12 protein-coding genes and 2 pseudogenes are annotated in these 15,498 nt (G+C 43.6%); 7 read left to right on the top strand and 7 right to left on the bottom strand.

Annotated elements, in window-relative coordinates; all coding sequences use genetic code 11:
• Positions 1-77: 77 nt before the first annotated feature.
• The 3 genes and pseudogenes from CV014_RS13535 to rimO all read right to left on the bottom strand — a co-directional run bounded on the left by CV014_RS13535 (position 78) and on the right by rimO (position 3,769).
• Positions 78-656, bottom strand: a complete 579-nt coding sequence (locus tag CV014_RS13535) for a Uma2 family endonuclease (RefSeq protein ID WP_236142510.1) — start codon at positions 654-656, stop codon at positions 78-80.
• A gap of 122 nt (positions 657-778) precedes the next feature.
• Positions 779-2,308 carry a DEAD/DEAH box helicase gene (locus CV014_RS13530; protein ID WP_236142537.1) on the bottom strand — a complete coding sequence of 510 codons (1,530 nt, stop codon included), beginning with the start codon at positions 2,306-2,308 and terminating at the stop codon, positions 779-781.
• Between the two features lie 143 nt (positions 2,309-2,451).
• Positions 2,452-3,769, bottom strand: a pseudogene (rimO, locus tag CV014_RS13525) (30S ribosomal protein S12 methylthiotransferase RimO).
• A gap of 709 nt (positions 3,770-4,478) precedes the next feature.
• Here rimO and btpA point away from each other — a divergent pair.
• The 5 genes from btpA (at position 4,479) to CV014_RS13505 (ending at position 9,805) form a co-directional block, all read left to right on the top strand.
• Positions 4,479-5,327 (top strand): photosystem I biogenesis protein BtpA, encoded by an 849-nt coding sequence (btpA, locus tag CV014_RS13520; protein ID WP_236142509.1) that lies wholly within the window; start codon positions 4,479-4,481, stop codon positions 5,325-5,327.
• Between the two features lie 78 nt (positions 5,328-5,405).
• Positions 5,406-6,389 carry a vitamin K epoxide reductase family protein gene (locus tag CV014_RS13515; RefSeq protein ID WP_236142508.1) on the top strand — a complete coding sequence of 328 codons (984 nt, stop codon included), beginning with the start codon at positions 5,406-5,408 and terminating at the stop codon, positions 6,387-6,389.
• A gap of 204 nt (positions 6,390-6,593) precedes the next feature.
• Complete coding sequence (locus CV014_RS13510) at positions 6,594-8,786, top strand: CHASE2 domain-containing protein (RefSeq protein WP_236142507.1); 2,193 nt, start codon at positions 6,594-6,596, stop codon at positions 8,784-8,786.
• Between the two features lie 146 nt (positions 8,787-8,932).
• Positions 8,933-9,058 (top strand): hypothetical protein, encoded by a 126-nt coding sequence (locus CV014_RS30025; RefSeq protein WP_268964662.1) that lies wholly within the window; start codon positions 8,933-8,935, stop codon positions 9,056-9,058.
• Between the two features lie 510 nt (positions 9,059-9,568).
• Entirely contained in the window at positions 9,569-9,805 is a 237-nt protein-coding gene (locus tag CV014_RS13505; protein ID WP_236142506.1) for a hypothetical protein, read from the top strand.
• A 207-nt stretch (positions 9,806-10,012) separates the two neighbouring features.
• Here CV014_RS13505 and nadB read toward each other — a convergent pair whose 3' ends face one another.
• On the bottom strand, positions 10,013-11,671 hold the full coding sequence (gene nadB, locus CV014_RS13500) for an L-aspartate oxidase (protein WP_236142505.1): 1,659 nt from the start codon (positions 11,669-11,671) through the stop codon (positions 10,013-10,015).
• A gap of 16 nt (positions 11,672-11,687) precedes the next feature.
• Here nadB and CV014_RS13495 point away from each other — a divergent pair, with 16 nt between their 5' ends.
• Positions 11,688-11,843: a hypothetical protein gene (locus CV014_RS13495; RefSeq protein WP_236142504.1), complete on the top strand. Its 156-nt coding sequence runs from the start codon at positions 11,688-11,690 to the stop codon at positions 11,841-11,843.
• Between the two features lie 82 nt (positions 11,844-11,925).
• Here CV014_RS13495 and psbU read toward each other — a convergent pair.
• The 3 genes and pseudogenes from psbU to CV014_RS13480 form a co-directional block, all read right to left on the bottom strand.
• Positions 11,926-12,353 (bottom strand): annotated as a pseudogene (gene psbU / locus CV014_RS13490) (photosystem II complex extrinsic protein PsbU).
• A 378-nt stretch (positions 12,354-12,731) separates the two neighbouring features.
• Complete coding sequence (locus CV014_RS13485) at positions 12,732-13,115, bottom strand: hypothetical protein (protein ID WP_236142503.1); 384 nt, start codon at positions 13,113-13,115, stop codon at positions 12,732-12,734.
• A gap of 328 nt (positions 13,116-13,443) precedes the next feature.
• Positions 13,444-14,223: a DUF3120 domain-containing protein gene (locus tag CV014_RS13480; protein WP_236142502.1), complete on the bottom strand. Its 780-nt coding sequence runs from the start codon at positions 14,221-14,223 to the stop codon at positions 13,444-13,446.
• A 306-nt stretch (positions 14,224-14,529) separates the two neighbouring features.
• On the opposite strand from CV014_RS13480, the gene CV014_RS13475 reads away from it, so the two are divergent.
• Positions 14,530-15,492: an undecaprenyl-diphosphate phosphatase gene (locus tag CV014_RS13475; protein ID WP_236142536.1), complete on the top strand. Its 963-nt coding sequence runs from the start codon at positions 14,530-14,532 to the stop codon at positions 15,490-15,492.
• Positions 15,493-15,498: the final 6 nt, after the last annotated feature.

The following is a 15,498-nucleotide window of genomic DNA, read 5'->3' as shown; positions in this document are numbered from 1 at the left end:
TATCAAGCGGAATAACTACCCGCTTGAAAAATTTTTTCATGTCAAGTCTTGTGGAGGTACGCGGAGTTTTTATTCTATTACTCAAATACAGGCGGCCAGAGTTCCGATATTGTTAGCTCCCAACCTGGAAGTAAATCTGGTAGCGTCAGTTGATCGTTATTCTTCAATATAATTGGTTCTTGATTGAGCCGGTAAACAGTTAATGTTAATTTGTCTGGGTCGATGAGTATACCGACGACACAACCGAGTTGTAAAAATAGCTGAATTTTTTCTTCTAGTGGCTTGATTTTATCTGACTTTGATCTGATTTCTACGATCAAATCAGGCACTAATTCCACAAAATCGCGCTGGCTGATTTTTAGTCTCTCGGCACGCACAAAAGACACATCAGGAGCGCGGAGATTGCGTTTTTCTGATTCAATTTTGTTACCATTTTCTGTTTCCAGTTGAGGCAGAATAAAACCAGCACTTGAACCAGTGACACGTCCCAGTTTACGCGGACGTACCCAGTTTCCCAGTAACCGAATTAATTCAGCACCTATTTCTTCGGAAATATAATCTGATGGCCCCATAATCAGGATATCACCGTCCACCAGTTCCATCTGCCATTCTGGATGTTCAGCTTGTAGCTGCTCTAAGTCGGAGATTGTGAACATAAGACTCAAAATAGTGCATCCATTATCTATGTTCCTACAAGCTGATCAAAACAGTTAGTCAAAGTGAGGAATTATGAGTTGAGACAAACATACTCAGCACTCAGCACTCAGCACTCAGCACTCTAAGAAGCTGATTCCCTAGTGGCGGATGAGCCTAATTTGGGATTCCCAGAGGAAATCGAAGGTTCACGGCGACCTGAACGGAGTTTTGGTTTGGGAGTACCGCGTCCTTCTTCGCTGTTGTTATCTCTATTCCAGTTGGAACGGTTTCTGTCACCAGCAAATTCGCGACGTTTGACGATTTTGGGTTTAGGTGCAGATGCGGTTTCTTCGGGAATGTCGATATCCGCACTCAACCAAGCAGGACGAGTTTGATCATAAGCGATTTGTAGTGCCGCAGCCGCGATCGCCTGTGCGTCGTACTGTTCAATCAATTCGCTGATAATGGGCAAGAATGAAGCTAAACGCTCACCGGCTAAGGCTTCTCTAACTTGTCCTTGCAGTTTTTGAATGTGGCGTGCTTCGATTTGCGCCCGTGTGGGAATGGAGAGCAATTGCCAGTTTTGGCGGACATGGCGTTCAAAGATTTGCTGTTTGCGACGCTCAAAGGGCTGTACTAAGGTGATGGCTGTACCTTCTTTCCCTGCGCGACCTGTGCGGCCGATGCGGTGTACGTAGGTTTCGACGCTATCGGGGAGGTCGAAGTTAATTACATGGGATAGTTGGTCAACATCTAAACCGCGTGCAGCAATATCTGTGGCTACTACCCAGCGCACTTGACGGTTGCGGAATCTAGTTAGTAATCTTTCCCGTGCTTGCTGAGACAAGTCGCCATGATATTCATCCACACTGTGACCAGCAGCTTGCAGTTGACTGGTAAGTTCGGCGGCGGTGCGTCTTGTACGGACGAAGATTAAAGCGGTTTCTGGGTCTTCCATTTCCAGAATCGGCTGTAATGCTTTGGCTTTTGTCCAGTGACGGGGAATCAGATAAGCTACCTGATTGATTTTATTGGGTGTGGCTTTGGGTTGCTCAACTGTCACAGTGACAGGAGAGTGGAGAAACTTGTTGACCAACATCCGAATTGATGGGGGCATGGTGGCTGAGAACAGCGCGGTTTGCCGTTCTTCTGGTGCTTGAGATAAAATTCTCTCGACATCATCAATAAAGCCCATGCTCAACATTTCATCGGCTTCATCTAGAACAAACCATCTGACTTGATCTAGTTTCAAGCTACCTCTTTCTAGTAAGTCAATCACTCGTCCGGGAGTGCCGACTACTACATGCACACCACGCTTGAGTTGCATAATTTGACGGTCGATTGATTGACCACCGTAAATTGCTGATACCCGCAAGCCACTATGACCAATAAATTGGCTAATTGCATCGTGGACTTGGATGGCTAACTCACGGGTGGGGGTTAGGACTAGGGCTTGCACAGCTCTTTGTTGTATGTCGATTCGCTCTAAAATTGGCAAGGAAAATGCTGCTGTTTTGCCTGTACCTGTTTGAGATTGACCTACGACATCCCGACCGGACAACAGTTGAGGAATAGCTTGAGCTTGAATATTAGTAGGTGCTGTAAAACCAATTTTTTCTAAGTGGTCAACGCGTTCCTGTGAAATGCCTAGTTCTTGAAAAGAAAGATTCATCAACGCTCCTAGATTTTGTTTTTGACTTTGCGATTTGTAAATTGAAACTTTAATTGGGGACTGGGGACTGGGGACTGGGGATTGGGTATTGGTGACTGGGAATTGGGGTATCCCCCCTGCACCCTGCACCCTGCACCCCTGCCTCATAGGGCGACTTCGCCAAACAAATCGTACTCATCTGCTCCGTGAATTTTTACGGGTACGATAGTTCCTAACTTGGCTTGGCCACTGATGTAGACTTGACCGTCAACTTCGGGGGAAAATCTGCCGGAACGACCGATTAATTTCCCACTTCCAGGGTTTTCCTGCTCAATCAGGACTTCAACAATTTTGCCGATTTCCTGCTGATTTTTTTGCCAAGATATGGGCTGTTGGATGGCCATCAGGCGATCGCGGCGTTCATCCATGACAGCTTGTGGTAGTTGATTTGGTAGTGTATGTGCGGGTGTTCCCTCTTCTGGTGAAAAGGTGAAAACTCCCACATGATCAAATTCGTGCCTTTGGACAAACTCTAGCAAATGCTCAAAGTGTGCTTCTGTTTCCCCAGGAAAGCCCACTATCAATGTTGTCCGCAAAACCGCACCTGGTATGGCGGTTTTGAGGCGGTCGATAATCTCATCGTTGACCCGTCCCTGCCAAGGACGATTCATCGCCCGCAATACCTCTGGGTGGGAATGTTGCAGGGGTAAATCTAAGTAAGGTAAGACGTTAGGTGTCTCCTGAATGGCTGCGATCACGTCTGGGGTTAGCCCGGTGGGATAGGCGTAGTGCATCCTAATCCACGGTATATCCACTTTCCCCAATGCTCGGAGCAATTCGGCTAGTTTGGGCTTACCGTAAATATCTAACCCGTAATTTGTGGTGATTTGGGAAATGAGAATTATCTCTTGCACCCCTTGATTTGCTAGTTGCTGGGCTTCAGCAACTATTGATTCTATTGTACGCGATCGTTGGTTGCCGCGCAGATGGGGAATAATACAAAATGCACAACGGTAATCACACCCTTCTGCAACTCGCAAATAAGCCACGCCTTCGGTAGTGGTACGGTAGCGGGGGTGTGGTTTCATCTGCGATATAAGTGGGTTCAGCACTAACCTGTTTAACCCTTTCCCCTTGTTCTACCCTTTCGATGACATTGACGATTTGATGATAATCTCCAGTGCCAACCACGGCCACGGCTTCTGGCAATTCTTCCAATAATTGTCCTTGGAAGTGCTGTGCCATACAGCCTGTAATCACGATTTTTTTGTTAGCTTCTGCCAGTTCTACTAATGTTCTAACAGATTCTTCCCTAGCTGCTTCAATAAAACTACAAGTATTGACTATAACGTAATCTGCTAACTCTTCATTGGCATCTACACCATATCCTGCTTCTACTAGCAGCCCTAACATATGTTCTGTATCAATTCGATTTTTCTCACAGCCCAAGTGAGAGATTGCTATTGTTGGCTTTTCACCCATATTTTGAAAATATTTTTGGTTTTTGCTTGTTGTCAAACACAAACAACATTAAATTTCGCTGTTTGCGGTTCGCACCCCCACAGTTACATCATTTTAGTAGAGTATTTCCACTGTCAGTAACTGCTTGAAACCTATGACCATAGTTGTGTTCAGGTCATGTTATGATGTTTTTATTAGTTTGTTTCCCAGGGTAAAACTGAGTGTCTTTGGGTACATTTGACACTTGTAATCTTTTTTAACAAATCGCCTGTTGGTATTTTACACTACCGCAGCGTGTGCGTTGTTAATTTACCCATCGGGAAGCCGCCCAAAGGCTGGTTATGAGAAGTCGCTACCCTCAGGGAAATCGCGCTTGCGACTACGCCCCATGAAGCAGTAATGCTACCCTAACGCTCAGGCTTGGCCTACGACGTGCGACAGGCGGAGTACCTAAACAGAGGGAAGCTGCCTTGCGTGTTGTGAGTGGCAAACTCCTCTTGTAGCCAGGTTTTATCTTAACATATCTTATGGTAAGTTTTACCCTAAATTCTGTCTTCCGGTGGAGGCAGTAAAACAACCAAAATAAAACAAATTTAATGCTAATTAGGGAAATGGGTACTGGGGACTGGGGATTAGGAACTAGGAAGAGGTAAAAAAGCAGAGGAAAAAAACTAATTCCCCCTGCCCCCTGCCCCCTGCCCTACCCTATGCCCTCACAATAGTAAAAGACGTGGACTTAGAACAGTTATTTAAAACTCGAACACCAATCATTGGCGTGGTACACCTGCTACCCCTTCCCACCTCAGCCCGTTGGGGAGGTAGCCTCAAAGCAGTAATCGACCGCGCCGAACAAGAAGCAACGGCTCTTGCTAGTGGCGGAGTAGATGGGATTATTGTAGAAAATTTTTTCGATGCTCCGTTTACGAAAAATCATGTTGACCCCGCAGTTGTCAGTGCGATGACTGTAGTTGTGCAACGCATCCAAAATTTGGTGATGTTACCGATAGGTATCAATGTGTTGCGAAACGATGGGCATAGTGCATTGGCGATCGCTTCTTGTGTGGGGGCGCAATTTATCCGTGTGAATGTGTTGACGGGCGTAATGGCGACAGACCAAGGATTAATTGAAGGAGAAGCCCATCAACTACTCCGCTATCGTCGTGAATTAGGCTCGGATGTCAAAATTTTGGCGGACGTTTTAGTCAAACACGCTCGTCCCTTAAGTTCTCCAAATCTGACAGTTGCTGTCAAAGATACTATCGAGCGGGGTTTAGCGGACGCAGTGATTTTATCCGGTTGGGCAACTGGCTCTCCCCCCAACCAAGAAGACTTAGAATTAGCCTGTGGTGCAGCCAATGGTACACCGGTATTTATTGGTAGCGGAGCCGATTGGGAAAATATTGCTACACTATTGCAGGCTGCCAATGGTGTGATTGTTTCTAGCTCCCTCAAACGCCAAGGTCGTATCGAGCAACCAATTGACCCCATTCGCGTCAGTCAATTCGTGGAAGCTGCTCGTCGCACTTGGAACTCCAAAGGTGAGAGTAAATCAGCTAAACAAGTAAAGTTACATTCATAGTCATGAGGGGATAGGGAGTAGGTAATTTATTTCCCGCTTCCCAATTCCCCATTCCCAATTCCCCATTCCCCATTTCTTATGATTCGCCGCCGTTCTACTCCCTGGATTCATCAATGGTCGCGGGTAATAATTGCCGCGATCGCTGGACTTGGTGCTTTGAATACTGGCTATTTAACTTTTGAAAAACTCACTGGAGGTGGTGTTGCTTGTGTAGCCGAGGCTGGAGCCAAGGGTTGTAATGATGTACTTGCTAGCCCTTGGGCAACGGTGTTTGGGCAACCACTGGCCTTACTTGGATTATTATCCTATCTGGGGATGCTGATTTTTGCTTTAGCTCCTGTGGTGTGGAAGGGAGAAGGTAAAAGTCACAAACAGCTAGAAAACTTGACCTGGTGGTTACTATTAATAGGCGCGATCGCTATGTCTATTTTTAGTGGCTATTTAATGTATGTCCTAGCATTTGAACTCAAAGCCCTTTGTCCTTACTGCATTACCTCGGCTTTGTTCGCCTTGAGTATGCTGGTATTAACCGTTGTGGGTCGAGCCTGGGAAGATATTGGACAAATATTCTTTACTGCCATTATTGTGGGTATGGTAACGCTCATTGGCACCTTATATATATATAAGGATGTCAACACAGCCAATAAACCACCCGCCCAAGAAATCCCCGCCGGCAAACTCCCGCCTTTTGCCCCCACCGTAGATCCTAACCCTAATTTTGGTTGGGAAATCAATACTACTTCTGGAGAAGCAGAAATCGCTCTAGCACGTCATTTAGTGCAGGTAGGAGCTAAGGAATATGTAGCTTTTTGGTGTCCTCACTGCCATGAACAGAAATTACTCTTTGGCAAGGAAGCTTATCAAATTATTGATGACAGCATCAAGACAGAGTGCGCGCCTGAAAGTCCCAAGGGTAAACCAGATTTGTGTAAAGCTGCAAACATCACAGGTTATCCAACTTGGATTATCAAGGGCAAAAGCTATAGTGGCGTACAGAACCTTGCAGAATTAGCCAAAGTTACAGGTTACACAGGGCCAAGTAATTTCAAATACTTTAGATAAAGCATAGCCATCACTAATCTTAATTATTTCCGAAACCCCAGTTGATTGAAGCAACTGGGGTTTTCAATTATCACAATTTTCTTACATTCAAGATTTCTAGCAGTCAAAATAGTGTATAAGAAAATGATTAAAAGATTATTTTAAGAATTGTTTAACAACTATCAATTATCATTTCACTATTTTTCTGTCCAGTAGGTAACGGGAATGAGTCAGCAATTCATCAAGCGTCTCGTGCAGTTAGTTTTAGGACTGAAATCCTCGTTTAGTAAAGGACACAGAGAATTAATTATCACTGTCACTGTTGTAATTTTAGTCTTGCTGTTACGTTCTTTAGGCTTATTGCAATCCTTAGAATTGGCAGTTTTGGATCAATTTTTTCACTTACGTCCCCAGGAAAGTCCCAATCATCGAATTACTATCGTAGCTGTTGATGAAGCTTCTTTACGCCACGGATTCCCCATTGCTGATGGTGTAATTGCAGAATTATTAGCAAAATTACAAGCACACCAACCGCGCGCCATTGGCCTAGACATCTATCGGGATGTACCAATTAAGTATGGTTATACAGAGCTAGTGCAAGCTTATCAAGCGATGCCGAATTTAGTTGGTGTGGAACTACTAGCACCAGAGGGTAAACAGAGAGTTGCACCACCACCCCAATTGAATCCCCAACAAGTCGGCTTTAACAATATAGTTTATGATCCTGATGGCAAAGTCCGCCGGAGCTTACTGTACTGGCATATAGGAAATCAACCACACGAAAGCTTTGCTTTAAAACTGGCTGCTTTGTATTTAAAACCAGAAAAGATTCTTCCCCAAAGAGCAGCTAACAATCCTGAATCTTTACAGTTAGGTCAAGCTGTGTTTACACGCTTTACGGGTAATGATGGTGCTTATGTGGGAGTGGATGCTAGGGGATATCAAATCTTGTCCAATTTTCCCAAACGAGATTGTGATACTGCCAAGAAAAGTCGCTGTAGTTATCAGCAAGTGAGTATGGCAGATGTGTTAGCGGATAAAGTTTCACCTAACTTAATTAAAGATCGGATTGTGTTGATTGGCTCTACTGCTGCCAGCATCAAAGAAGGTGTATTTATCCCCTATTCTAGTCGCCTGATATCAGGAGCAGAGCCGATACCAGGGATTGTCTTGCAAGCTTATTTTGTGGATCAATTAATCTCAGCCGCTTTAGATGGTAGACCGCTTTTACAAGCCTGGCCGGATGTTTGGGAATATTTGTGGATTTTCTTGTGGTCGTATATCGGAGCTGTAACCACATGGCAAATCAGACGACCGCTTCCGAGCATTTTAAGCGTGATATTTTCTTGTTTATTGTTGATGTTAAGCGCGTATCTGGCTTTTTTGTCTGGCTGGTGGATACCATTGATTCCGTCATTACTCACATTCAGTGGCTCTGTGATTTGGATTACTTATCACTTGGCTTATACACAGGAAGAATTAAAACGCTCTAAGGAATTTTTGCAGCAAATTATTAACACTATTGCTGATCCGATTTTTGTAAAAAATGAGCAACTCCAGTGGATTGTATTAAATCAGGCTTACTGCCAATTTATTGGCTATCCCGATACTATGCTGATTGACAAGTCGGATTTGGATTTTTTCCCCCAACATGAAGTTGAAGTCTTCCGCAAACAAGATCAGCTAGTTTTAACTACACAACATCCCCAGGAAAATGAAGAGGAATTTACCGACGCTTACGGAAGGACGCACTTAATTGAGACGAAGCGATCGCTCCACAAAGACGCGGCGGGAAATTCCTTTTTGGTGGGGGTAATTCGTGATATCACGCAGCGTAAGTTGATGGAAGATGAACTCAGGCGAACTGCGGCGGAGCTGTTTCGCTCTAATCATGAATTAAAGCTCAAAGAAGACAAATTACGTTACTTAGCCTATCATGACTCTCTGACAGGTCTACCTAATCGGAAGTTCTTTGCTGAACAGCTACAGGAATCGATTAATTGGGCGCATGAAAATCATCTCCTATTAGGACTGTTGTTTATTGACTTAGATGGGTTTAAGCAAGTTAATGATACTCTAGGTCATGAGGTGGGCGATCGCCTGTTAGTAATTATTGGTCAGCGTTTGAGTAACTCTTTGCGTGCTAGTGACACAGTATCTCGCTTAGGTGGCGATGAATTCACAGTGCTTTTACGAGCTATACCTCATCAGCAAGTAGCAGCCAAAGTAGCTGAGAAGATTATGGCTAGTATTACTGAGCCAATTGTGCTTAATGGATATACCACTAAAGTTTCCGCTAGTATTGGCATCAGTATTTATCCTCATACTAGTCAAGATGCCGATACTTTAGTTAAACAAGCCGATGTTGCTATGTATCGTGCTAAGAATCTCGGTAAGAATTGTTATGAGTTTTTTTAGAGTGTAATTTGGGGGATTGGGGATTGGGGACGAATCAATTCAAAATTCAAAATTCAAAATGAAGAAGCGTTGGGGATTGGGAATTGGGGACAAGGTAGACAAGGTAGAATTTATTTCTCAACTCAGCACCGACTAAACGCCGCGTTATGACTAAAAGCAGTCATTACTCATTACTCATTACTCACCACTCATTACTCATCACTCAGCACTCAGCACTCAGCACTCAGCACTCAGCACTCAGCACTCAGCACTCTTCACTCTTTAACTTTTGATGATTTTTGTAAGGAAAGTTCATGAAAAATCTATAAAGTCCCCCGTGTGTTGTCCGGAAGTCCCATATTTCTAGCAGAAAACACTATCAGTAGTTCAAATACTCTCAGTATTAATACAGGGCTTGTACTGAATTTAGTGAGTATTTACACACGACTATCTTAATTTTTTATTAAAAATGTATGATAAATATAATTCTTCTGTGGTAATTAATGAACATATATAACTTTAGGTCTAGAATTACTTCTAACCTTGGATTGATGTAAGCTAATGGTTTTCAGCTATATTCCTTAAGTAACGAGCTGAGATGAAGGCAAATATCCGTAATTTGGATGTCCTGAAAATTACATACTTGTTCATTAAGTAGTAGCTGACTAATCGAAAACACTGAGTCAAAAGTTCTTTTGACGAAAATAATTCAATCTGAGACGGCCTTGAGATGTAATTCTGTCTACTGCATTTAACAAAACACGCTCAATAAAATCTAAAACGTCATTCGCTTACTAGAAACTATGACTACAAAATTGCAAATTGTCAGTGCTGTGATGCTTTGTCTCAGTGCTTTTTTGGTAATACAAAAGGTTGCTGACGCAACAGCATCTTTACAGTATTTGCCAAATTACAACCCTAAGCATCCTGTAGGTGGAACCACGATCTACGTTGGAGAAAACAATAAAGTCTCTGTAGAAACCTTTGTTCCGCCAAATAATGGTGGGCCTGACAGCGAGTACGGTAGTGGTACACGTTAGTCTGTTTTAAATTTTGCCAACTGAAGGGTAAATGTGTATAAAGTGGTTTCACAAGATAATTGCTTGTGAAATATGACTACTGTACGTACTTAGGTATTGAAGTTTAGCTAGTCGTAAAGTAGTTTTAGTATTTATACTTGCTTCATTGAAAATGAGTATAGGCAATGAAAACACTTACTTGAAAATACTTAAGCAAAATTTAAGATTTCATGATAGAAATCTATTCCATTGGTACTGATGAACTACAGTATGTGTTTGCCATTGGGGATCAGGATGCGGGTAGTCTAGGCGATAGTGTCCACCCCGGCTTTCAGTCCTAAATGCCGCACTTTTGAGAATAAGATAGGCAACATCCAACAAATTGCGGGTTTCAGCCCACAGTCGAACTTGCTGATCAACTTCTGGAAAGTGAAATTTAATTCCTGTTTGCGACTTTACGTCGATGAGGAATTGGCTTAAGGGCAAAGCAGCAAAATCTTGCTGCCAAGATTCTACAGTGGCGATCGCACTTGCCAAACTTGACTGTTCCCGACAAATACCGGCACTTTGCCACATCAGACGGGGTAATTTTTCTCGGATGGTAGCTAGTTGTGTTTGCTGGTGGTGCCATTCTTGAACATCCAGAGTCAATTCCCTAGTGGGTAATACTGATAACGGGGAATCTTCTGGCTCAGAAAGTTGAATTTGTGCTAACTGCGCGCCAAAAACAATACACTCTAAAAGAGAATTACTAGCTAAACGGTTAGCTCCGTGAACACCCGTACTCGCGGTTTCTCCGACTGCGTATAATCCCGGAATATTAGTCTGATTCATTAAATCAGTGGCAATTCCACCCATCCAGTAGTGGGCGGCTGGGGCGACGGGTATGGGTTCATGAAAGACATCAATTCCCCAACGCTGACATACTTGAATAATGTTAGGGAAGCGTTGGCGAATTTTTTCTGGGGGGATAGGACGCATATCCAGCCACACATGGGCGGTAGCAGGATCAACTGCTGTACGTTGCAAGTGGCTAAAAATAGCTCTGCTGACTACATCTCTGGGTGCAAGTTCACCAGCCGGATGATAATCAAAAGCAAACCGCCGTCCCTCATTGTCAATCAAATGCGCGCCTTCTCCACGCACAGCTTCACTAATCAGAAAGCGTCCAGGTTTAGTCAAAGCTGTAGGATGAAACTGCACAAACTCTAAATCACGCAGAATTGCTCCGGCGCGCCAAGCAATTGCCACGCCATCACCGGTACTGACGGCTGGGTTGGTAGTTTGGGCAAATACCTGGCCACCGCCACCGGTAGCTAACACCACAGCCCTAGCTTGAATGAGGCGAACTTCACCTTGATAAAATAAGCTAATGCCTTGACATTGACCGCTTTCTGGTGACACGCACAGACTCAGAGCTAAAGCCTGCTGAATCACCAGAATATTTTGACGACGTAATACTTGGGCAGTGAGGGTAGTTGTCACTTCTCGTCCGGTGGTATCGGCAGCGTGGAGAACCCGATGACGAGAGTGGGCTGCTTCTAAAGTTAAAGCTAAATTTTGATTGTGACGGTCAAAAGCTACCCCTAAATTGACTAACGATTGAATACAACTAGGGGCTTGTTGAGCGAGAAACTCTACTGCATCGACATCACATAAACCTGCTCCTGCCTTGAGTGTATCGTCAATATGAAGGCTGGGGGAATCATCAGGCGCGATCGCGGCGGCAATACCACCTTGCGCCCAATCACTAGCAGAGAGAGAAACTGTTTCTTTAGTAATCAAGCCGACACGTAAAGATTCTGGCAGACACAAAGCTGTATACAGTCCAGCTGCACCCGCACCGACTACTAAAACGTCAAATTGGCTAGGTATGTCTATTTGCAAGGTTAGGGAATGGGGAATGGGGACTGGGGACTGGGGAATGGGGACTGGGGAATGGGGAATGGGGAATGGGGAATGGGGAATAGGGAATAGGGAATGGGGAATCGTAAGAAATAGACTTGATTATCAATGCCCAATGCCCAATGCCCGATGCCCAATGCCCAATGCCCAATGAATACCCCTTGATTACATAATAAGACTCCCACCCCCTGATACAGAGAGTGGGTGAGTTTTCTTGATAGTAACTACATGAAAAATTATCTGTAGATACCGTTGTTAAAGCGATCGTCGCCTTCGTTGAAAACAGAATCTAGTTCTGTCACAGTGAAGTTATCTAAATTGGCTTGCAGCAGTTCTTTCTGGCGATCGCTTAATCCAGGTAAATCCAATATGTCCTCTACTTTAGAGTAGGGGGCATTTTTAATGATTGCTTTGGCCAAAGTGGGGTATAAACCTGGATAGGTTTGAAAAGCTCTGACATTGGTATTGTTCAAATCAATTTTTTACCAAAATCTGTTGCTAGTTTTTGATCGGCTCGATTCCGCAGTTCAACTGCTAAAACTGGGACTTGAGGCATAACAAAACTTTGTAAATTGGCAGCTTGGGCAATTTGAGTTGTACCCAACCATCCCCAGCAGCCAAGCAACAAACTAAATACTGTTAATAAACGCACCAATCCTTTCACGATTTTTTTACCTCTTTCCATCAAACTGAAATAACAGCGTTAAGCTAACAGCTGGCAACAATCTCTAGTACATCATGATCAGCTTGTGACTACTGACTTTTGACCCTTACGGGTTAGATAGTTACTTTCCGGTGCAGGGCGACAGGAACGCGCTATCTCACTATCGACTGTTAACCAAAAGCTGATGGCTTAATCAACACACAGCAGCCATCAGAAACTAATATACAGCTTATTAATGGCCACAATCTTTGCTGCTACTTACTTCGCGATGAAAATTCATTCCTTCATTGATCTAGCTACGGCTATAAAACCCCACTTGCGTCAAGAAAATGGGGTGATAACTGGTGATGAATGTGGGCTTTTAATCCAAAATTGGTATTAAGGGCCGACTCTGGTAACTCGCATACAGCCCCGACCATCGTTGTAAACTTGAAAAATTGAGTATTCGTTAGACTGAACTAACCGAGAAACGTATTGAGCAGCACTAGAGGCGCGATCGCAAATGGTTGTGGGTTCACCAGATCGTAAAGCTCGGTCTGACCATGTACACTCTCCAGGAGATAAGCCTTGTGGTGCTGCTCCTCGTCCTGCTTGAAAATTAATCCGTACACCATTTCCACCATCGTTTTGTATGGATAGTGTACCGCCACCACGGCAAGTCATTGGATAGCTAGTTTGAGCGTTAGCTGTATTGAAAGTGAACATCGGCGATAAAACCGCAAATACAGCGACAAATCTGGCAAAATTAGTGCTAAATGTCATTTTTCAAACTCCTGAAGACTAAAAATTAACTAACAGTCTTCTATCTATTTCTGTTTAGGTTTGATGACAGGTTTTTATGCAATTAAGTAGAACGACTGGAAAAAACCAAACTATATGAAGTAATGTAAAAAGATTGGAATCTAGTTCCTAGCGAGGACTTTAGTCCTCTAATAAGGACTGTTCGCGGAGCGTTCCCGTTCGCGTTAGCGTCTCCGTTCGCGTAGCGTCCCGCAGGGAAGGAGAAGGGTAGTCCTTACTACAAACCTTGAATTATCTACACCGTTCTACTTAGTTTTTAGTCAACTAGGATTAATAAGTGACAAGTATTTTAAGCTGCCAAGGCTGCTACTAGAAATAGACTATCTACCAAAATTGTACTTAAAACGGCACCGCCAAAAGCATACCAATGGTGCTGTTTTTTGCTGAGTGGTAGGATACCTGCAACTAGCAAAACAGTTGCTAAAATGATGGCTGAAGCTACACCCAAGGGAGTTTGTACTTGTTTAACGGCGGCTTGTAAAATCGCAGCAATTTGGTTGGGTTCTACTTCCATAATTTGCCGCCAATAGGGTATTAACTTTACTAAATAAAAGTAAATATCTGTTAAGACTGTACCGAATAAAGAACCTAAATAAAACCAGTTACCAACTTTGCCCCAATTACGCGCTAAACACCAACAAGCGAAGGGTAAGCCAATAGATTCTACTGGTAAATGCCATAGGGGTTCAAAACGCAGCCACCCCCAGTAAATTGAACCAGCTAACCAACTCCAGCTAAAGCCTAAAAGTAAATCTCCCCACAGATAAGTTTGTGGGCGTGACATTAACCTAAAACTCAGCCATACCCAAAAGCCTGTGATGGCTAAACTGACACTAGGGAGCGATCGCACCAGAGGTGCTTCAATAAATACTGGTACTGACACTAAAAACACAGCCGCAGCAAACACTAACCAAGTTTTTTGTGCAGTTACAAATAGAGGAAGAGAAGCAGAAGCTTTGAGAGTAGATTCTAATGCCCTAATATCCCTTGGTTCTGTCTCCCTGGGGGTCAATTCCGTAGCAATAGCGGTGGTAGAAGGAGTATAGGAGGACAAAGTATTATTAATCAAAATTTTAATAATTGTTACTAAACTTTATATTACCCAAGATAACACACAGCAAAATCCCCCCCTGGGGCATTTATATATTACTACTATTTTGCGTGAAATTGGGCATGGGGGAGGAATTGGTGCAGGGGGCAAGGGGGCAAGGGGGCAGGGAGAAAAATTTCCCCATTTCTCCCTGCCCCCTGCCTCATTTCTCATCTATTGCACGTCTCACTAGAACATGAGATGCTTTGTGGAGCGATTTTCCTGCCAAGTTATTTAGACACCTGTTTGTTTAATTATGTAATCACAGCGATCGCAGGTAGACTCATGACTTTATTGAAACGTCGGTATTTGGTGCTGCTTGGTGCAGTTTCTACGGCTTTGTCGGTGGCGGCTTTTCCCCTGCAAGTTCTTAGCACTCCAGGGAGTGGGGGAACAGTTGGGGTAAAAGCAATGAATATTTGGCAAGCCATTGTTTTAGGATTTGTGCAAGGAATGACGGAGTTTTTACCCATTAGTAGCACCGCCCATTTAAAGGTAGTACCCGTAGTTTTGGGTTGGGGTGATCCTGGGGTAGCCTTTACTGCTGTCATTCAACTAGGTAGTATATTTGCAGTTTTGTGGTATTTTTGGGGGGATTTATTCAGAATTTTCAAGGGAGCAATTAGAGCGATCGCCTTGAAAGATTACCATGATTATGATTTCCGCCTATTGTTGGGCATTATTTTGGGGACTTTACCGATAGTTTTATTGGGACTATTAATTAAACGATTTATCCCCGATTATGATAATTCTCCCATTAGAAGTTTAGGTGCGATCGCCATTGCTTCAATTTTCATGTCAATACTATTAGGTGTGGCAGAAAAACTCGGTCAACGTCAGCGAGATTTTGAACACTTGACGATGCAAGATGGCTTACTCATGGGTTTAGCCCAAGCCTTGGCTTTAGTTCCTGGGGTATCACGTTCTGGTTCTACCCTCACTGGGGGGTTATTTATGGGCTTACAACGGGAAACTGCCGCTAGATTTTCCTTTTTGCTAGGAATTCCTGCCATTACCTTAGCAGGGCTAGTCTCATTAAAAGATGTTTTAGATACTAGCTTAGGGAGTGGAGAGATTATTCCTCTAGTTGCTGGGGTAATTTCGGCAGCCATTTTTTCTTATCTGGCGATCGCGGGTTTACTGCGCTTCCTCAAAACTCAAAGCACTTGGGTATTCATTTGGTATCGCTTAATATTTGGTGTAGTGATTTTAAGCGCAATTAGTGCCGGATTTTTGCAAAATAGCTGATTGTAC

The organism is Nostoc sp. CMAA1605, assembly GCF_021596505.1.
GTDB lineage: Bacteria > Cyanobacteriota > Cyanobacteriia > Cyanobacteriales > Nostocaceae > Trichormus.
This window is presented reverse-complemented; position numbering and strand designations above follow the sequence as displayed.